The 19,181-nt window shown below is 63.8% G+C and carries 18 protein-coding genes, 1 pseudogene and 1 riboswitch; of the genes and pseudogenes, 4 read left to right on the top strand and 15 right to left on the bottom strand.

The window, feature by feature from the left end; all coding sequences use genetic code 11:
* Nucleotides 1-28: 28 nt before the first annotated feature.
* Nucleotides 29-250: riboswitch (cobalamin riboswitch) on the bottom strand.
* 54 nt (nucleotides 251-304) lie between these two features.
* The 8 genes and pseudogenes from E6B08_RS07085 to E6B08_RS07050 all read right to left on the bottom strand — a co-directional run bounded on the left by E6B08_RS07085 (nucleotide 305) and on the right by E6B08_RS07050 (nucleotide 7,406).
* A complete protein-coding gene (locus E6B08_RS07085) occupies nucleotides 305-514 on the bottom strand; it encodes a hypothetical protein (RefSeq protein WP_136913373.1) in 210 nt (69 codons plus the stop codon).
* A gap of 117 nt (nucleotides 515-631) precedes the next feature.
* Nucleotides 632-2,596, bottom strand: a pseudogene (locus E6B08_RS07080) (dermonecrotic toxin domain-containing protein); the annotation flags it as partial.
* 18 nt (nucleotides 2,597-2,614) lie between these two features.
* Nucleotides 2,615-2,848, bottom strand: a complete 234-nt coding sequence (locus tag E6B08_RS07075) for a hypothetical protein (protein ID WP_136913371.1) — start codon at nucleotides 2,846-2,848, stop codon at nucleotides 2,615-2,617.
* A 111-nt stretch (nucleotides 2,849-2,959) separates the two neighbouring features.
* Nucleotides 2,960-3,493 carry a C40 family peptidase gene (locus E6B08_RS07070; RefSeq protein ID WP_136913370.1) on the bottom strand — a complete coding sequence of 178 codons (534 nt, stop codon included), beginning with the start codon at nucleotides 3,491-3,493 and terminating at the stop codon, nucleotides 2,960-2,962.
* Between the two features lie 141 nt (nucleotides 3,494-3,634).
* The gene (locus E6B08_RS07065) at nucleotides 3,635-4,270 is read right to left on the bottom strand and encodes a C40 family peptidase (protein ID WP_136913369.1); all 636 of its coding nucleotides are present in this window, start codon (nucleotides 4,268-4,270) and stop codon (nucleotides 3,635-3,637) included.
* A 126-nt stretch (nucleotides 4,271-4,396) separates the two neighbouring features.
* Nucleotides 4,397-5,101: a DnaA regulatory inactivator Hda gene (hda, locus tag E6B08_RS07060; RefSeq protein ID WP_133331767.1), complete on the bottom strand. Its 705-nt coding sequence runs from the start codon at nucleotides 5,099-5,101 to the stop codon at nucleotides 4,397-4,399.
* 157 nt (nucleotides 5,102-5,258) lie between these two features.
* The gene (locus E6B08_RS07055; RefSeq protein ID WP_136913368.1) at nucleotides 5,259-6,332 is read right to left on the bottom strand and encodes an AI-2E family transporter; all 1,074 of its coding nucleotides are present in this window, start codon (nucleotides 6,330-6,332) and stop codon (nucleotides 5,259-5,261) included.
* 12 nt (nucleotides 6,333-6,344) lie between these two features.
* Complete coding sequence (locus E6B08_RS07050) at nucleotides 6,345-7,406, bottom strand: DUF2066 domain-containing protein (protein WP_136913367.1); 1,062 nt, start codon at nucleotides 7,404-7,406, stop codon at nucleotides 6,345-6,347.
* Between the two features lie 496 nt (nucleotides 7,407-7,902).
* Between E6B08_RS07050 and purM the strand changes: the two genes are divergently transcribed.
* The 4 genes from purM to E6B08_RS07030 all read left to right on the top strand — a co-directional run bounded on the left by purM (nucleotide 7,903) and on the right by E6B08_RS07030 (nucleotide 10,692).
* Nucleotides 7,903-8,961: a phosphoribosylformylglycinamidine cyclo-ligase gene (purM, locus tag E6B08_RS07045; RefSeq protein WP_136913366.1), complete on the top strand. Its 1,059-nt coding sequence runs from the start codon at nucleotides 7,903-7,905 to the stop codon at nucleotides 8,959-8,961.
* On the top strand, nucleotides 8,961-9,614 hold the full coding sequence (gene purN, locus E6B08_RS07040) for a phosphoribosylglycinamide formyltransferase (RefSeq protein WP_136913365.1): 654 nt from the start codon (nucleotides 8,961-8,963) through the stop codon (nucleotides 9,612-9,614). The genes purM and purN overlap by 1 nt, the downstream gene beginning before the upstream one ends.
* Before the next feature lie 8 nt (nucleotides 9,615-9,622).
* Nucleotides 9,623-10,333, top strand: a complete 711-nt coding sequence (locus E6B08_RS07035) for a DUF3108 domain-containing protein (protein ID WP_136913364.1) — start codon at nucleotides 9,623-9,625, stop codon at nucleotides 10,331-10,333.
* A gap of 176 nt (nucleotides 10,334-10,509) precedes the next feature.
* Nucleotides 10,510-10,692 (top strand): hypothetical protein, encoded by a 183-nt coding sequence (locus E6B08_RS07030; protein WP_136913363.1) that lies wholly within the window; start codon nucleotides 10,510-10,512, stop codon nucleotides 10,690-10,692.
* Nucleotides 10,693-10,738: 46 nt separating this feature from the next.
* Here E6B08_RS07030 and E6B08_RS07025 read toward each other — a convergent pair whose 3' ends face one another.
* From E6B08_RS07025 to E6B08_RS06995, 7 genes are all read right to left on the bottom strand, one after another.
* Nucleotides 10,739-11,278, bottom strand: coding sequence for a DUF2058 domain-containing protein (locus E6B08_RS07025; protein ID WP_136913362.1), 540 nt, complete (start codon nucleotides 11,276-11,278; stop codon nucleotides 10,739-10,741).
* Nucleotides 11,279-11,302: 24 nt separating this feature from the next.
* Nucleotides 11,303-12,136, bottom strand: coding sequence for a nucleoside triphosphate pyrophosphohydrolase (gene mazG, locus E6B08_RS07020; RefSeq protein WP_136913361.1), 834 nt, complete (start codon nucleotides 12,134-12,136; stop codon nucleotides 11,303-11,305).
* Between the two features lie 113 nt (nucleotides 12,137-12,249).
* Nucleotides 12,250-14,490, bottom strand: coding sequence for a GTP diphosphokinase (relA, locus tag E6B08_RS07015; protein WP_136913360.1), 2,241 nt, complete (start codon nucleotides 14,488-14,490; stop codon nucleotides 12,250-12,252).
* Nucleotides 14,491-14,586: 96 nt separating this feature from the next.
* Complete coding sequence (gene rlmD / locus E6B08_RS07010; RefSeq protein WP_136913359.1) at nucleotides 14,587-15,945, bottom strand: 23S rRNA (uracil(1939)-C(5))-methyltransferase RlmD; 1,359 nt, start codon at nucleotides 15,943-15,945, stop codon at nucleotides 14,587-14,589.
* The gene (cysM, locus tag E6B08_RS07005) at nucleotides 15,946-16,845 is read right to left on the bottom strand and encodes a cysteine synthase CysM (RefSeq protein ID WP_136913358.1); all 900 of its coding nucleotides are present in this window, start codon (nucleotides 16,843-16,845) and stop codon (nucleotides 15,946-15,948) included.
* Between the two features lie 132 nt (nucleotides 16,846-16,977).
* The gene (locus tag E6B08_RS07000; RefSeq protein WP_136913357.1) at nucleotides 16,978-18,378 is read right to left on the bottom strand and encodes a sensor histidine kinase; all 1,401 of its coding nucleotides are present in this window, start codon (nucleotides 18,376-18,378) and stop codon (nucleotides 16,978-16,980) included.
* 3 nt (nucleotides 18,379-18,381) lie between these two features.
* The gene (locus E6B08_RS06995; protein WP_136913356.1) at nucleotides 18,382-19,098 is read right to left on the bottom strand and encodes a response regulator transcription factor; all 717 of its coding nucleotides are present in this window, start codon (nucleotides 19,096-19,098) and stop codon (nucleotides 18,382-18,384) included.
* Nucleotides 19,099-19,181: the final 83 nt, after the last annotated feature.

The following is a 19,181-nucleotide window of genomic DNA, read 5'->3' as shown; positions in this document are numbered from 1 at the left end:
CACGGTGCACCGCGCATCACCCTCCGTGATGCCGTTGGCAGTAACAGGCCGGTCTCCGGGCTTGTGAGTGGGACTGGGCCCGGGCCTGCGCGCCTTCCCGGGTACCGCTACCCAGTGGCCATGCGCGGCCTTCATCTCACCTACCGTTGCGGGGGCAGCGCCGGAATCGCGCCTTGCTGGCGCCCACCGGCTTCCCAGTTTCACCCTGCTCAGTCGAGGCTGGCAGGGCACCTGAAACACGCGCGAAGGTTAGAGGGTTGCACCCTGAGCGTCAATCGAACGGGGGCAATTGGCGCACGCCCGGTCAATCGCCGAAGAACCGGTCGACCAACGCCTGCTCGCGCAGTCGCAAGCGGTACAGTGCCTTATCGAACAAGGCGCCGGTACGCAGGTCGTACATCGGCCCGGAAGCTGGCTTGGCCACTTTGCTCAACGACACCAGGATGAAGCGGTAGCCTTCGCCATACACCTGCTTGAGCGAGTCGACGCGAAAATGGTTGCCAGGGAGAAACACTGTCTCCGCCTCATCCCAATACATCGAGAAGGCACTGATTGGCGTACCCCCTGGTAATGCCCCGTCGGCAATTCGAAGATCACCGAGCTGTCGTCGAACAACCAATGCCGCTCGCCTTCAGTGATCAGCTCGGCGGCGAAACTGGGGGGCCATGTAGGGGTTTTCGGTGAACGAGGTGAAGTCGGTATTGACCAGCACGTCACCGACGACGATCTGGCCAGTGCGAAAATGTCGCCCTCCCGTGCCGCGGCTATCGGAGCCACCGCGAAATAGCGTGACTTCGTTGCTTTTCGGCAGTTGCTCCAGGGAGTCGGCCAGGTCCTTGATGTAGTCGGTTTCGTCACCGTAGCGGTAGCTACCCGTGCGAAAGACATCGTTGATCTTCGCATCGCTGTCGGTGTAGTACTCGATCAATGCATTGTAGTAGCGTCCATCGGCGTCCCGGTAGCTGTACTGGCGAGCACCTTCACCGAGCACGCAATCCAGGCCATGCACGTCGACGTCCGGCACCTGCCCAGGTGCCAAGGTCGGTATCTGGGCGTTCTTGAGCAGACGTTTCTGTCGGGATATGGCGCGGGCAGACGCGATCTGCGTACGACTGACGTCATAGCGCACATACTCGTCCCACAACGCTGACGGCTCACTGGCCATTGCGGGCAAGGACGGTGGACTGCCACCTATCAGGTTCGGCGGTGCCAACAACTGCCATTCACCGCTGGCATCGAGACGCACCGGGCGCAATGGGCCAAAAGCGAAGGGATTGTCCGGCGGCACGATCAACCACGCGGACAACTCGTGACTAAAGCGTACCCGGTAGGTCAAGCCCTGCATCTCGATCCAGTAGCTGCCATCGGGCCGGATCTGGATACCCCGCAGCGGCCCCTCATTCACCAACTCGGCCAGCACCAGGTCATTGACGTCCAACTCTGCCAGCAACATGCCCGGAGCCTCGGCCGCCTGCCAGTGCTCGAGCGTGGCGTGCACCTCGTGCATCGGCGCCTGGTAGGCCAACATGGCGAAACTGGTCTGAAAACCGATGTCGGTCAGGTACAACGCGCCAAACAGGCTTTCGAGCATGGCCTGGCGCAAGGCGTCCTTGCGCATCTGGGCATCGCGGGCTCGGGCAGCAGCATCGACATCGAGCGCTACCTTGGTGAACGTGGCGCCCAGAATGGTCAGGGCCACGGGCCAACCCAGCGGTGCCAACCCACCAAACACATTGAGAAAGGCCGCCAGGTACCCGCGCAGCATGGCCTTGCGCAGCTCGGCGTTATCCAGCATGGTCTGGGCACTGCGCGCCATTTCCAGCCCGGCTTTTTCCGCCATTCGGGCGAAAACACTGCCCTGGAACGTACGCTGTCTGGTGTGCAAGATGGCCAGCGCATCCTCGACCGTGGCGCTGTCGGCAATGCTGCGCAAGGTCGCTTTCGCTTCGTTCAGGCGCGTCTGGTCGCCCTGGTCATCCACGGTCGCCTCGGCATAGTCCGTCAAGGTGGCGAGGTTGCCCAGCGTCAGTCGTAACCATTGCGCGACCGCCAGCTCATCGGTAAAACCGCGCATGCCCTGAGCCTGCCAGGGCACCCAGAGCAACGTGCGACCGTCGCTGGCGTGCAAGGTGTAGAAGGTGTCCCGGCTGTCTCGCGCCAACTGGTAGGCCTTGACCTCCAGCACCGTCGATGCACTGTGCTGGCGCAATTGCTCCAGGGACGGCATCTGGTGCGGTGCCAGCCCGGCGATCACCAGGCTGCGCAGACGCACCATGTCGGTGGCATCAATGAGCCCTGCCCGGCGCGCCTGCTCGGTTTCGCCGAGCAGGGTGACTTTGGCCAATACGCGAAAGTCGTCGCCATAGGTAGCCCAGAAACGCTCCACCTGCGCACGGTACAGCACGGCGAAATCCAACGCCCAGAGGTCGGCCTGCACCGCACTGCCGAGCATGGGTACTTCGTTGCGCTCCTCGAAACGGATGGCATGGCGGCCTTGCCGGTAAAACCCGCCATAGAGGTCCAGCTCATCCGGGGCATGTTGAAAGTGCAAGTCGAAACGCTGGATCACCAGCTCGACCAGGCTCAGCGAACGAACTGGGGTACCGCCGTGCTGTCAGCCGGTGAAGGTGCGACTGCTGGTACTGGCGCTGTCGAACTGATGCCACCAGACGAACCGGGGGTCGATGTTCTTGCCGGTATGCTTGCGCAGGATGCGTCGTGCGTGCTCGATCGCCAGCACGAAGGGATCGGGATAATCACCGATGATCTGGTCGATCAGACGTACCCACGCCTGGCCGGTCTGCAGAGCCTCGAATTCCAGCTGCGCCCGTACCGTTAGGTCACTCATTTCCCGCTCCGCCGTGGTAGTTATCGAGCAGTGATGCTCGCAACTCGCGCGGCCACTTGGCGGTACAGTGTTATGGCTTGCTACCAGGGACCGGGCCGGCCCCCATCGCGGTCAGGGATTCTGTGCCAGGTGCCCCGATGGAATCACTCGCTTGGCCTGCAGGTAGGCCTTGGACCAGTAGCTGTTGGACAGGTAGTCCAGCCGCACCGTGCCGCCTGAAGAGGGCGCGTGGACGAAGCGCCCCTCGCCCACGTAGATACCGGCATGGCTCACCTGCGACCCACCGTTGGTGGCGAAGAACACCAGGTCACCCGACTGCAGCGAATTGATCGCCACCGTCGGCGCGCGCATGACGATCATGTCGCGGGTGGTGCGCGGCAGGCTGATGCCGGCGGCATCGCGATACACGTAGCCGATCAGGCCGCTGCAATCGAAGCCGGAATCCGGTGTGTTGCCACCCCATCGATACGGTGTGCCGACCAGACCGATGGCGCGGATCAGCACGTCGTCCGCCACTGGCGAGACCTCGGCCTGGCTGTAGGTGACCTGCGGCTGTACCACCGGCGGCGGTGCCGGGGCACGGCTGGAACAGGCGGCAAGCAATGCCACCAGGGAAAGAAATGCAAAACGCGCCATCATCGCCATGGCCAGAACATCCTGTCTGAGACCGCACGGCCGCAGTCGAAAAGAGTTGAGAATTTAGATTAGACGCTTTCTGTAAATGCGCACGGCGGCGAGCTTTTTTCAAAGCATCGCCGCCGCGAAAGAGGATATATCAATTTGATATCAGTTGCGCGCGATATTGGTCGGCGCCATGGCCAAGGCACGCTTGGCTTCGATGAAGGTCTTGCTCCAGTAGCGATCACCGAGGTTGTCGATGCGTACGCCACCGCTGCGGCGGCTGCTGGAGTGGATGAACTGGTTGTCACCCAGGTAGATGCCGGCATGGCTGACGCGGCCACGGCCATTGGTGCTGAAGAACAGCAAGTCGCCTGGCTTGAGTTTGTTGCGGGCCACTTTCGGGGCATCGACGTTGATCATTTCGCGGGTCGAGCGCGGCAGGGTCATGCCGGCCTCTTCACGGAACAGGTAGCCGATGAAACCGCTGCAGTCGAAGCCGGACTTCTCCGAGGTACCGCCAAAGCGGTAGCGGGTGCCGATCAACGACATGCCGCGCTCGAGAATGCTGTCGGCCAGGGCCGGCAACTGGTAGGGCTTGCTGCTGGAAAATGCCTGAAGGTCATCTTCAGTGGCCACTTCCTCTTCGCCGAACACGGACGAAGCAGGCGTGGTTGCCTTGGCGGCCGAATGAGCGGCGACCGAAGGGTGATCCTCCGTCTGCGAGACCGGGCCATGGGAGGCGCAGCCGAACAGCAGGGTCACGAGTGCGAGTGGCACGAGGGGTGCGAAGCGCTTGAGCATGGGCACGACCGTGTCTTTAATCCTTTAGAAGGGTGCGACTATGCCTTCTATCAGGATCATTTGCAAATTTTATCGAAAAAGATGTGACTTTTCCTGATTGCGGCTGCAGGCCAGGTTTTACGGGGCCTACCAGCCCAGTGTTTCCTTGAGGAAGGGGATGGTCAGCTTGCGTTGCGCCTGCAACGAAGCCTGGTCGAGGCGCTCGAGCAGGTCGAACAGCGCGCTCATGCTGCGCGTGCCGCGGGTGAGGATGAAATGCCCGACCTCGTCGGTCAGGTGCAGGCCGCGGCGTGAGGCACGCAGTTGCAGGGCACGGAGCTTGTCTTCGTCGGACATCCCGCGCATCTGGAAGATCAGCGCCAGGGTCAGCCGCGACTTGAGGTCGGCGAGCTTGATCGGCAGTTCACGGGGCGAACTGGAAGCAGCCAGCAGCAAGCGCCGGCCACTGTCGCGCAGGCGATTGAACAGATGGAACATGGCCTCTTCCCAATCGGCCTTGCCGGCGATGACGTGCAGGTCGTCGATACACACCAGCTCGTATTGCTCGAGGTGATCGAGCAGTTCGACGCCGCGATCGAGCAACTGTGCCAGGGGCAGATAGACGGCGGGCTCGCCCAGTTGCTGGAAGCGGTGGGTAGCGGCCTGCAACAGGTGGGTACGCCCCACGCCCTGCTTGCCCCACAGGTAGATGAGGCTTTCGGTCCAGCCGGCGTCGGCCTCGCATAACCGCTCGACATAGCCCAACGCCGCGGCATTGGCGCCCGGGTAGTAGTTGATGAAGGTAGCGTCATCGCGTAGACGCACACCCAGGGGCAACTGGATCGGTTTCATGCTGACGGGCGGTCGAGGGGACCCTTTCTGAACAGTGTGCAAAGTCTATACCTGCAACGCGGGCGGCACAATCGCGCAGGCGCAGACCCCAAGTAAAATCAACGAGTTGCGCCACTGCCGGCGACACCTGCAATGATCGCCGGCACACCATCGGCGCTCAGAGCTCGGGGTCGACATCACCGCCGTACATGTCCGACTCCTTGTACAGGTCGTGCACATGGCGCAGCAGTACCATGATCACCGCCGCCACCGGCAATGCCAGCAGCACCCCGGTGAAGCCGAACAACTCGCCACCGGCAAGGATCGCGAAGATCACCGCCACCGGGTGCAGCCCGATGCGATCGCCCACCAGCAGCGGCGTCAGCACCATGCCTTCGAGGGCCTGGCCGACCATGAAGACGGCCACGATGCCCAGCAGCGGGTACAGGTCGCCACCGAACTGGAACAGACCTGCCAGCAATGCGGCGCCGATGCCGATGATGAAGCCCATGTACGGCACGATCGCGGCAAGGCCCGCGAGCATGCCGATCAACAGGCCCAGCTCCAGGCCCACCAGCATCAGCCCGGCGGAATAGATGAAGCCCAAGGCGACCATCACCAGCAGTTGCCCACGGACGAAGGCACCGAGCACCTCATGGCACTCCCCGGCCAGCCCCACCACCTGCGATTCGCGCTGGCGCGGCAGCAGGCTGCGCAGCTTGGCCATCATCAGGTCCCAGTCGCGCAGCAGGTAGAAGCCCACCACCGGAATCAGCACCATGTTCGCAAGCCAAGCCAGCAACGCCAGGCTCGAGGCGGTAGCGTGGGACAACAGCATGCCGACGATGTCGGTGGTCTGGCCCATGTGCGCGCCAATGGCCGCCTTGATCTTGTCGAACTTCCAGAAGCCATCGGCCAGGCCCAGGCGGGTCTGCACCCACGGCAATGCCTGGTGCTGCAGCCAGTCGAGCATTTGCGGCGCCAGTTCGTACAGGCGCACCAACTGCTTGGCCAGCATCGGCACCAGCACCAGCAGCAAGGCCAGCAGCACCAAGGTGAACAGCCCGAAGACCACCACCACGCCCCAGGTGCGCGACAGCCCCAGGCGCTCCAGGCGGTCGACCAGCGGATCGGCGAGGTAGGCCAGCAGTATGCCGACCAAGAACGGTGAAAGAATGTTGTGCAGGCTATACAGCAGCACAGCGACCAGCAGTGCGATGCCCAGCCAGATCCAGCGGCGTGTGTCCATCATGTGCAAGGCCCCTTACCAGCGAAAACGCAGGCCGTCGAACGGCTTGGGCGCAGCTGGCTGCGGGGTGCCGCCAGGCTCTGGCGTGGCGGCCGGTGGGCTGGCGGGCGCCGCAGGTACCGGCTCGGCCGCGACCTCCTGAAGCTTGGCCAGGCTCAACTGCGCACGCAGCTGCTCGCGATTGGCGGTCACGGCGTAGGTCAGCGTATCGCCTTCAGCCATCTGCAGACGCGGGCCATAGGGTTCGAGCACACGCCCGAGCTCGGCATAGCGTTGCAGGTTGGCGCCCTTGAACTGCACCTGCAGGGCGTCGCTGGCACCGGGCTTGGTCACGTAGCGTGGCGCCAGACGGCTGCTCACCGCCAACATCACCGCATCGGCCAGGGCGGCCTGGTCGGCACCTTCGGCGCTGCCCTGCTCACGCTGATCGCCCAGCCACAGCTGCCACTTGCCTTGCCACTTGCCGTCGGTTTCATGGGCATGCACGGCTAGCAGGGCATCGGCGGCGTAGCGCTCGGAGGCGCTGCGTAGTGGCGCAGCATCACTGCCTTCGAGCGTTTCGGCATTGGCCACCAACTGCTCCTGCAGATCGGCCAGAGGCAGGCGCAGCGGCAGGCCGCGGTGCTGGGCGGCACGTCGCAGCGGCTCGGCACTGGCCTGGCCGTCGCCGACCAGGCTGCTGCCATCGACATTGTCGTTGAGCCACCAGCCGATGATCGAGGGACGGTTGCTGCCCCACATGGCCAGGCCGGCTCGGCGCAAGGCGCGCTCGGTGCTACCAGGGTCGAACTCCACCACCACCGACTCCGGCGGGCCTGCCTCGGTGCCGACCTGGTTGATGATCTGTTGCGGGTCCTTGCGCAGGTCGGCCAGCGCCGGGCTCTGCACTGCCTTGGGGTCGCCGGTCAGGCGCAGTACCAGGGTTTCCAGGGCCTTGCCAGTGGCCTGGGTGCGCGCCTCGGCGCCTTGGCCATCGAGCGGTTCGCGCACCTGGTAAAGACCGGAAACGGTTGCGGCTTGCGTGGCGACGCTGGCCAGGGCCAGGCATACAGCTACCGATAAGTTGAGAAAACGCATGGAGGATTCCTGTCCGGATGACAAATGGCGCGGGGCCTGTCGTGCTGGCTGTGACCGCCGACGAGGCGAAACGCTCCCCACGGGCGGGCATTTCGTGCCGTAGCCTTTCCTATACCTTATACAGCCACCCGGGCGGCAACCAGTCGCAGCCACGCAATGGCGCTTTTTTTTGGTTCTTCAGGGATTGTCGGGGAATTGGCTTGGCTTGTTGCCATTGAGATTGGGGACGGTCCATTTTGTGTAGCGCCGCTACATCCCTCGGACCCGCCACCCAATCCCAAAGCCCCAGCCCAAAACCCAAAAACCCAACCCGTGAAGCACCTTATTTCATGTTTTGATCGCCTGCCCGTCGGCCTGAGGATGGCCGCTGCACGGCAACCCTGATAAAATCGCGCGCCTTCACAGACCTCTGACGTTTCAGGCAGCCGCCGCTTCAATGCCGGCCTTGGCCGTCGCGGTCGTTTTTAGAATCCCTCCCTCCTAAAGGCCTGGATCAATGAGCAAGCAACCCTCCCTGAGCTACAAGGACGCCGGTGTAGACATCGACGCCGGCGAAGCACTGGTCGAACGCATCAAGGGCGTCGCCAAGCGCACCGCACGCCCTGAAGTCATGGGTGGCCTGGGTGGCTTCGGCGCCCTCTGCGAGATCCCGGCCGGCTACAAGCAGCCGGTGCTGGTCTCCGGCACCGACGGCGTCGGCACCAAGCTGCGCCTGGCACTGAACCTGAACAAGCACGACAGCATCGGCCAGGACCTGGTCGCCATGTGTGTCAACGACCTGGTGGTGTGTGGCGCCGAGCCGCTGTTCTTCCTCGACTACTACGCCACCGGCAAGCTCAACGTCGACGTGGCTGCCACCGTGGTCACCGGCATCGGCGCCGGTTGCGAACTGGCCGGCTGCTCGCTGGTCGGTGGTGAAACCGCCGAAATGCCTGGCATGTACGAAGGCGAGGACTACGACCTGGCTGGCTTCTGCGTTGGCGTGGTGGAAAAGGCCGAGATCATCGACGGCTCCAAGGTCGCCACTGGCGACGCGCTGATCGCCCTGCCATCCTCGGGCCCGCACTCCAACGGCTACTCGCTGATCCGCAAGATCCTCGAAGTGTCGGCCACCGACATCGAGAACACCCAGCTCGACGGCAAGCCGCTGACCGACCTGCTGATGGCCCCGACCCGCATCTACGTCAAGCCGCTGCTGCAGCTGATCAAGAAAACCGGCGCGGTCAAGGCCATGGCCCACATCACCGGTGGTGGCCTGCTGGACAACATCCCGCGCGTACTGCCGAAAAACGCCCAGGCAGTGGTCGACGTGGCCAGCTGGCAGCGCCCGGCGGTGTTCGACTTCCTGCAGGAAAAAGGCAACGTCGACGAACACGAAATGCACCGCGTGCTGAACTGCGGTGTCGGCATGGTCATCTGCGTCGCCCAGGACCAGGTCGAAGTCGCCCTGAACGAACTGCGCGCCGCGGGTGAGCAGCCATGGGTCATCGGCCACATCGCCGAGGCAGCCGAAGGTGCCGCCCAGGTCGTGCTGAACAACCTCAAGGCACACTGATGCCGAGCACGCCTTGCAACGTAGTGGTACTGCTGTCGGGCTCCGGCAGCAACCTGCAAGCCCTGATCGACAGCAGCAGCGCCGAAAACAGCCCGGTCCGTATCCGCGCGGTGGTGTCCAACCGCGCTGATGCCTATGGCCTGCAACGGGCCGCAGCCGCGGGCATCGACACGGTGGTGCTCGAGCACACCGGGTTCGACGGCCGTGAAGCCTTCGATGCCGCGCTGATGGCGCGCATCGACGGCTTCGCCCCGGACTTGGTGGTGCTCGCCGGTTTCATGCGCATCCTCAGTGGCGATTTCGTGCGCCACTACCAGGGCCGCCTGCTCAACATCCACCCGTCGCTGCTGCCCAAGTACAAGGGCCTGCATACCCACCAGCGGGCATTGGAAGCAGGCGACGCCGAGCATGGCTGCAGCGTACACTTCGTTACCGAGGAACTCGATGGCGGGCCTCTGGTCGTACAGGCTGTGGTAGCGGTGGCGCCTGACGACACGGCCGAAAGCCTGGCCCAGCGCGTCCATCATCAGGAACACCAGATCTACCCGCTGGCGGTGCACTGGTTTGCCCAAGGGCGCTTGCGCCTGGGCGAACAGGGTGCGTTACTGGATGACCAACCGCTGCCGGCCAGTGGTCACTTGATCCGACCCTAGGAGAATTTATGCGTCGCGCCCTGCTCTTGGCTCTCGCCGTGCTCGCCCTGCCCCTCCAGGCAGCTGAACTCAAGCCCTTCTCGGCCAGCTACACCGCCGACTGGAAGCAGCTGCCCATGAGCGGTACCGCCGAGCGCAGCCTGGTCAAGAATGCCAACGGTACCTGGGACCTTAACTTCAAGGCTTCCATGATGATCGCCAGCCTGACCGAGCAAAGTACCCTGCGCATGGAAAACGACACCCTGCTGCCGCAGAAGTACCACTTCGAACGTGGCGGCCTGGGCAAGGCCAAGAAGGTCGACCTGGACTTCGACTGGTCGAGCAAGAAGGTCACCGGCAAGGACCGGGGCGATGCCATCAACCTGCCGCTCAACCGCGGCGTGCTCGACAAGTCGTCCTACCAGCTGGCCCTGCAACATGACGTGGCCGCCGGCAAGAAGAGCATGACCTACCAGGTGGTCGACGGTGATGAGATCGATACCTACGACTTCCGCGTGCTGGGCACCGAGAAGGTCAGCACCAAGACCGGCCAGGTCGATGCAGTCAAGGTCGAGCGCGTGCGCGACCCGAGCCAGAGCAAGCGTATCACCGAGCTGTGGTTCGCCAAGGACTGGGACTACCTGCTGGTGCAACTGCGCCAGGTCGAGACCGATGGCAAGGAGTACGTGATCGTGCTGCAGGACGGCACGGTCGATGGCAAGTCGGTGAAAGGCAACTGATCCAGCATTGCCGGCAACCCAGGAGCCCCGCCTTGTGCGGGGCTTTTTCCTATCTGCTGCGCCGTTTTCATGAAACTTGTTTCATGGCCGTTTTATTTACTTAGGCTGCTAACAAACTCTATAAAGGGGTTGTGCGACACAGTGTCGCAGCCAACCTCAAGAAGTGGAGTTTAACGATGACTGTCCATGTAACCGAACGCGACGAATCGAAAATGTCCCACGAAGGCCTGGCCGCTGGCGTGCGGATCTGGGATGTGCACCAACAGGGCGAACTGGTGGGAATGTTCCACAGTGAGCACGAGGCTCACCTGTACCGGGTAGAACTCGAAGAGCTGGAAAGCCAGCGCGGTACGCAATGACACAGACTTTCCAAAAAAAACCCCGCCTAGGCGGGGTTTTTCGTGCTTACCACATCAAGTCGTCTGGAATCTTGTAGGCCGCATACGGATCATCCTCGTCGGCTTCCTCGACATGGGTGTTGAGCAACAGGATGCGATTGGCATCGCGCTCCTGGATCTTCACCGCCGCTTCGCGCGGGATCACTTCGTAGCCGCCGCCATGCGAGACGATGGCCAGCGCGCCGTTGCTCAACTTGCTGCGCATCAGCGCGTTGACGGCGATACGCTTGACCTTCTTGTCATCGACGAAGTTGTAGTAGTCCTCGGTGGTGAGCTTGGGCAGGCGGGTCGCTTCGATCAACTGCTTGATCTGCGCGGCGCGGGCCTTCTGCTCGGCCTTTTCCTGCTGTTGGCGATTCAGCTCCTGGTCGCGCTTGGCCTTATCGGCCATGGCTTCCTTGGCCAGCCGCTGCTGGGTGTCGTCTACCTCGACCTGGCCTTTATGCTCCAGGCGTTTCTGTTTCTTCTCGGCCTTGTTGGCCTGGGAAACCTGTTTCTGGTTGACCAGACCGGCTTTGAGCAATTGGTCGCGAAGGGAAAGGCTCATGTTTTCACTCACTTATGCATCAGCTCAGCCGCAGCTGGGCAGGTTCTTTTCCTGACGCTTGGCTTCCCCCCAAAGGGCATCCAGTTCGTCAAGGTTACAATCTTCGATCGGCCGACCGCTGTCGCGCAATGCCTGTTCGATGAAGCGAAAGCGCCGCTCGAACTTGCGATTGGCCCGACGCAGGGCATTTTCCGGGTCGTGCTTGAGGTGGCGGGCCAGGTTGACCGTGGCGAACAGCAGGTCGCCGAGTTCGTCTTCGAGGGCGTCGCTGTCGCCATCGGCCATGGCTTGCAGGACTTCATCGAGTTCCTCGCGGACCTTGTCCAGCACCGGCAAGGCCTCAGGCCAGTCGAAGCCGACGGTGGCCGCGCGCTTCTGCAACTTGGCCGCGCGCGACAGCGCGGGCAATGCCGCCGGTACGTCGTCGAGCAGCGACAACTGTTCGGGCGTGGTTTTCTCGGCGCGTTCCTCGGCCTTGATCTCTTCCCAGCGCGACTTGACCTGGGCCTCGCTCAGGCTGGGTGTATCCAGCGGCGCGTAGAGTTCGCCGGTGGGGAATACATGGGGATGGCGGCGGATTAGCTTGCGGGTGATGCTGTCGACCACGCCATCGAACGCGAAGCGCCCCTCCTCCCGAGCCAGCTGGCTGTAATAGACCACCTGGAACAATAAGTCGCCAAGCTCGCCCTGCAGGTGCTCGAAATCACCGCGTTCGATGGTATCGGCAACCTCGTAGGCCTCTTCGAGGGTGTGCGGGACGATGCTCGCGTAGTTCTGCTTCAAGTCCCACGGGCAGCCGTACTGCGGGTCGCGCAGGCGGGCCATGAGGTGGAGCAGGTCTTCGAGGGTGTAGGTCATGTAAGCAGGTCCTTCAGTGACAACTTCTTCGCGGGACAAGCCCGCTCCCACCGTTACCCTGCTTGAACCAGGATGTGGGAGCGGGCTCGCCCCGCGAAGGGCGCGCCGTGGCGTCAAGGGGTTCGATTACGCCGCGTCTCGATGATGTTCGGCAGCTGCGAGATCCTCCCCAGCAACCGCCCGAGGGCATCCAGGCCCGGAATCTCGATGGTCAGCGACATCAGCGCGGTGTTGTCTTCCTTGTTCGAGCGGGTGTTGACCGCCAGCACGTTGATCTTCTCGTTCAGCAGCACCTGCGACACGTCGCGCAGCAGCCCCGGCCGGTCGTAGGCACGGATGACGATATCGACCGGGTAGGTCTGCACCGGGATCGGCCCCCAGCTCACCTGGATGATCCGCTCCGGCTCGCGCCCCGCCAACTGCAGCACCGAGGCGCAGTCCTGGCGGTGGATACTGACCCCACGGCCCTGGGTGATGTAGCCGACGATGGCGTCCCCAGGCAGTGGCTGGCAGCAGCCGGCCATCTGCGTGAGCAGGTTGCCGACGCCCTGGATCTGAATGTCGCCACGCTTGCCACTGCGGATGCCGGTGGGCTTGCGCAGCGGCAGTTCGATCTGCTCGATGCGCTCGGGCTCCAGCAATTGCTGGGCAGCGTTGACCAGGGGCGCCAGGCGCAGGTCGCCAGCACCGAGGGCTGCGAACATGTCCTCGGCGGTCTTGACGTTGGTCTTCTCCGCCAGGCGCTCGAAGTCGACCTGTGGCAAGCCCAGGCGGCTGAGCTCACGCTCGAGCAGGGTCTTGCCGGCGGCGACGTTCTGGTCGCGGGCCTGCAGCTTGAACCAGTGGACGATCTTTGCCCGGGCGCGCGAGGTGGTCACGTAACCCAGGTTGGAGTTCAGCCAGTCGCGGCTCGGGTTGCCGTGCTTGCTGGTGATGATCTCCACCTGCTCGCCGGTCTGCAGGCTGTAGTTGAGCGGCACGATACGCCCGTTGATCTTGGCGCCACGGCAGTTGTGGCCGATCTCGGTGTGCACGCGGTAGGCGAAGTCCAGCGGCGTCGCCCCCTTGGGCAGGTCGATGGCGTGACCGTCAGGGGTGAACACGTAGACACGATCGGGCTCGATGTCGACGCGAAGCTGCTCGGCCAGGCCGCCGATGTCGCCCAGTTCTTCATGCCATTCGAGCACCTGGCGCAGCCAGGAGATCTTCTCTTCGTAGTGGTTGGAGCTGGACTTGACGTCGGTGCCCTTGTAGCGCCAGTGGGCGCAGACGCCAAGCTCGGCTTCCTCGTGCATGCCGTGGGTACGGATCTGCACTTCCAGCACCTTGCCCTCGGGGCCGATCACCGCGGTATGCAGCGAGCGGTAGCCGTTCTCCTTGGGGTTGGCGATGTAGTCGTCGAATTCCTTGGGAATGTGCCGCCACAGCGTATGCACGATGCCCAACGCTGTGTAGCAGTCACGCACCTCCGGCACCAGCACGCGCACCGCACGCACGTCGTAGATCTGGCTGAATTCCAGGCCCTTGCGCTGCATCTTGCGCCAGATCGAATAGATGTGTTTCGCCCGGCCACTGATGTCGGCCTTCACGCCGGTGGCCAGTAGCTCGTTCTGCAGTTGGTTCATCACGTCGGTGATGAACCGCTCGCGGTCCAGCCGGCGCTCGTGCAGCAGCTTGGCGATCTGCTTGTACTGATCGGGTTCGAGGTAGCGGAAGGAGAGGTCTTCCAGCTCCCACTTGATATGGCCGATACCCAGGCGGTGGGCCAGAGGCGCATAGATGTCGAACACCTCGCGCGCAACGCGCAGGCGTTTTTCGTCATCGGCAGCCTTGACCGCGCGGATCGCGCAGGTGCGCTCGGCCAGCTTGATCAACGCCACGCGGACGTCGTCGACCATCGCCACCAGCATCTTGCGCAGGTTCTCGACCTGCGCCTGGGAGCCCAATACCAGCGACTGGCGCGGGCTTAGGCTGGCACTGATGGCGGCCATGCGCAGCACGCCGTCGATCAGCTTGGACACCACCGGACCGAATCGCTGGCCGACTTCGGCCAGGGTCACCTTGCCCTCACGCACCGAGCGGTAGATAACCGCCGCGACCAGCGAGTCCTGGTCGAGTTTGAGGTCGGCGAGGATTTCGGCGATTTCCAGGCCAGCCTGGAAGCTGGACGTACCGTCGGCCCAGGAATGCTTGGCCGGGTTGCCCTTCTTCTCGACCTCCAGAGCGAACTCGCAGGCCTCCTTCAACGCCAGTCGGTCCAATGCCGAGTCGACGCTCACCACATGATCCAACCATGCTTCGAGATTGATACTGCCGTCGGTGTTGACCGGCTGGTGCACTCTCACCTGTACCATCTTTGTTTTACCTTTCCATGCAGCGCACCACTCGGGTGCACTGGCGATCACCGTGTGGCTTCCAATCCCTGGAAGCCGCACCAAGGGGCCAGACTGCTAGCCCACTTCGAATAACGCCATGGCCTCGACATGCGCCGTCTGAGGAAACATGTCGAGAATCCCGGCCCTTTTTAACCGATACCCTTGGGCGACCAGTACCTGGGTGTCGCGTGCCAGCGTGGCCGGATTGCACGAGACGTAGACCAGGCGCTTGGCCTTGAGGCGTGCGATGCCTTGCACCACCTCGAAAGCCCCGTCGCGCGGTGGATCCAAGAGTACCGCAGAAAAGCCTTCGGCGGCCCATCCGGCGCCAGCCAAAGGCTGCGATAAATCGGCCTGAAAAAACGCCGCGTTATGCACAGCGTTGTTCCGGGCATTGGCCGCGGCCCTGTCGACCATGGCCTGTACACCTTCCACTGCCACCACCTCGCGTGCCTGCCTGGCCAGCGGCAGGGCAAAATTGCCCAATCCGCAGAACAGGTCGAGGATTCGCTCGTCGCCCTGCGGCGCGAGCCAGGCCAGGGCCTGCTCGATCATCGCCGTGTTGACCTGGGCGTTGACCTGGACGAAATCGCCCGGACGCCACGCCAGCTCCAGTTGCCACGGCGCCAGGGCAAAGCCCAGCTTGGCGCCAGGATCCACAGGTTCGGGCTCGCCTTCACCCTGCAGCCAAAGCTGCGCACCCGCTTCATCGCAGAAGGCACGCAAGCGTGCCAGGTCGTCGTCCGGCAACGCCGAAACGTGGCGCACCAGCACCGCCTCGGCGGTACCACTGAACAACTCCACATGACCGATGGACTGAGGCTTGGTCAGCGAGCGCAACACGGTCGGCAGATGACGAAGAATAGTTTGCAAAGGCTGTACCAGCACGGCGCAGTCATCAATGGCGACAATTTCCTGGCTGGCTTCGGCACGGAAACCCACGTCCAGTCGACGCGCCTTGACGTCCCAACGCACCGCAACCCGCGCCCGGCGCCGGTAGCCGAACTCCGGCCCGCTCAGGGGCGCGGCCCACTCGTCGGGCTGCACGCCGGCGACCCGCTGCAGTTGCTCGGCCAGGGTGCGCTGCTTGAGCGCCAACTGGGCCTCGTGCGGCAGGTGCTGCAGGTTGCAGCCACCACATTGCTGGTAGAACCGGCACGGCGCCTCGCGCCGCTCGGGGCTGGCTTGCAGCACCCGCTCCAGGCGCGCCTCGACCACTTTGCCCCGGGCGTTGAGCACGCGGGCCTCGACCGCTTCACCGGCCAAGGCACCACTGACGAACCAGGTACGCCCCTCGACGAAGGCGATGCCACGGCCGTCACCGGCCAGGCGCTCGATGTCCAGGCGCTGCTTCTTGCCCACGGGGACCTGGGGCGTGCGATTGCCACCGGCCGGCTGGAAGCGCAGCCCGGTACTGGGTTTCTTTCTGGACATTTAGCTCGGGTCGAACAGGCCGGAGGACAGGTAACGGTCGCCACGGTCGCAGATGATCGCGACCATCACGGCGTTTTCCACTTCGCGGGACAGGCGCAACATGCCAGCGACCGCGCCGCCGGACGATACGCCGCAGAAGATGCCTTCTTCGCGCGCCAGGCGGCGAGTGGTGTCCTCGGCCTCCTGTTGGGACATGTCCAGCACGCGGTCGACGCGGGTGGCGTCGAAGATCTTCGGCAGGTAGGCCTCGGGCCAACGGCGGATGCCTGGGATGGCCGAGCCTTCCATCGGCTGCAGGCCGACGATCTGCACGTTGGGGTTCTGCTCCTTGAGATACTGCGAGCAACCCATGATGGTACCGGTGGTCCCCATGGAACTGACGAAATGGGTGATGGTGCCCTGGGTCTGCTGCCAGATCTCCGGGCCGGTGCTGGTGTAGTGGGCGATCGGGTTGTCGCCGTTGGCGAACTGATCGAGCACCATGCCACGGCCTTCGGCCTGCAACTTCTCGGCGAGGTCGCGAGCGCCTTCCATGCCCTCCTCCTTGGTCACCAGGATCAGCTCGGCGCCATAGGCGGTCATCGCGGCCTTGCGCTCTGCCGTGGAGTTGTCGGGCATGATCAGGATCATCTTGTAGCCCTTGATCGCCGCCGCCATCGCCAGGGCGATGCCGGTGTTGCCGGAGGTGGCTTCGATCAGGGTGTCGCCGGGCTTGATCTGGCCGCGCAGTTCGGCGCGGGTGATCATCGACAGCGCCGGGCGGTCCTTCACCGAGCCGGCGGGATTGTTGCCTTCGAGCTTGAGCAGGAGGGTATTGCTGGTTTCGCCAGCAATGCGCTGCAGGCGAACCAGAGGCGTATTGCCGACGCAATCGGCGATGGTTGGGTACTGCAAGGTCATGGCGTGCTTCACAATCCGGACGGCAGGGGCGCCTATCATACCGGCAAACCCTTCGCGGCCATATCACGCAATCTGTGGTCGGTATAGCTACAAGCTATAAGGACGCTTTGCGGCGGGCCGGCTCCCGTGTTTTCAGGAACTTGGCTGCGCTTGCAGGAGCCGACTTGCCGGCGATACGGCCGCTACCGCCTGTGCATGAGCCGGCAGGCGCATGCACAAGCGCAGCCCATGCTTGCCGTTCTCCGCCCACAAGGTCCCGCCCTGGCGCTGGATGGCGCTGCGGGCGATGCTCAACCCCAGGCCGAAACCGCCGTCCCCAGGGCGTGAACCATCGAGTCGGGAGAACGGCGCGAAGATTCGCTCAAGGTCTTGCTCTGCCACCCCGCCGCCTTCGTCTTCCAGCCACAACCGCCAGTAGTTGCCCTCGCGCAACCCACCCAGGCGCACCAGGCCGTTCGCCGGCGAATGACGAATGGCATTGCGCAGCACGTTTTCCATGGCCTGGGCCAGGTGGTTGAGGTTGCCCTGGACCCAGCAGTCGGCCGGCAGCTCACAGCGCAGCCGCGCAGGCGCCCAACCGCTCTCGTAGCAGGCATCCTCGGCGAGCAGGTCCCAGAGGGCCTGGACCTGGATCGGTTCGAGGTTCATCGGTGCGCGCTCGGCGTCCTGCCAAGCCAGTTGCAAGGTGCCCTCGACCAACTGCTGCATGCAGTCGACCTCGCGCCCCAGGCGTTCGCGCAGGCGCTGCAGGTCGGTTTCACCGTCGCAGGCCACGCGCAGGCGGCTCAACGGGGTGCGCATTTCATGAGAGAGGTCACGTAGCAATTGCTGCTGCATCGCCACCGTGCCCTGCAGGCGCTCGGCCATCTGGTCGAAGGCCCGCGCCAGCTCGCCCAGCTCGTCATGGCGGGCAGTGGTTCGCGCATCCAGGCGCGCCGAAAGCTGGTCGGCGCGCCAGGCGTTGGCCTGCTCGCGCAACTGGTTGAGCGGAACGATCAGCATACGGTACAGGCCCACGCACAACAGCAGGGTGAACAGCCCCGGAATGACGCCGTTGGTGACGATCTGCCAGAACATGCGCAACTGGCCTGGGTTGAAGCGCTGTGGCAACTCCATCACCAACATGCCCTGCTCCGGGGCTGCGGGAAACGGCAGGCGCAACCAGGGCTGATCGACGCTGCGCCGGCTCATGGGCCAGTCGGCTCCGCGCAGGCGGGTCAGGCGCTGCATGATCTGAGAGCCAAGGACGGCGCTGTCGAGCGGCTGCAGGTGCATGTCCAGCACCCCGATCCAGCCCCGCTCGCGCTGGCGCATCTGCGCCACCCAAGCGTCCAGCCCCACTCGCCCGCCGCTACGCCAGGCCTGCTCGGCCTCGGCGGCGTAGCCACGCAGCACCTGCCGGGCCGGCTCGCTGAGAAACGCGTTGCGGGTTTCCATGTGGCGGCCCCAGGTGTAGCTCAGGCCAATCATCAGCAGGCAGAACCCCACGAGCAGGATGGCCAGCTTCCAGAACAGCGAGTGACGGTCGAGCATGCTTCAACCCACCTCGCCGGCACTGAGCACGTAACCCTTGCCCCACACGGTGCGGATCTGCCGCTCGTGATAACCGATACCCTTGAGCTTGCGGCGGATCTGGCTGACGTGCATGTCCAGGCTGCGATCATGCCGCGAATAGCCCCGCTGCAGCACCTGCTGATAAAGGAAGGGCTTGCTCAAGACTTCGTCCAGATTGCGGTTGAGTACCTCCAGCAGGCGATACTCGCTAGGCGTGAGCCCGGCGCGCTGACCATTGAGGCTGACGTCGCAGGCGCCATCGTCGAAACCCAGTTCGCCATTGGCAGGCTCGGGCGCCGGCATATGGCGGCGCTCCAGCGCCACCCGACGCAGAATCGCCTCGATGCGCACCTGCAACTCGGCCATGCTGAACGGCTTGGGCAGGTAGTCGTCGGCCCCACGCTGAAAACCGCTGATGCGATCGGCCTCGGCGCCCAGCGCCGACATCAGGATCACCGGGGTGGCGCTGTGCCGGCGCAACTGGGCCAGCGCGTCGAGGCCATTGAGCCCAGGCAGCAATATATCCATCAGGACCACGTCGAACGCCTGCCGGCCAGCGGCTTCCAGACCCTCCAGGCCATTGCGACACCAGGTGACCTGAAAACCACCGCGCTGCAGCTCTTCGTGCAGGTAGGCACCGAGCACCGGATCGTCCTCGATGGCGAGGATACTAGAGGTGTGAATAGCTACGGGATTCATTGGCAACTGCCATGCATTCTCAATTGCGCAATTATTGTGCATGCAAGACATCCAGGCAACAGCCCATCGACCAACGCCCGCCA

Source organism: Pseudomonas putida, assembly GCF_005080685.1.
Classification (GTDB): domain Bacteria; phylum Pseudomonadota; class Gammaproteobacteria; order Pseudomonadales; family Pseudomonadaceae; genus Aquipseudomonas; species Aquipseudomonas putida_V.
The sequence above is the reverse complement of the archived record's forward strand: the minus strand, read 5'-3'. Positions and strand labels throughout refer to the sequence as shown.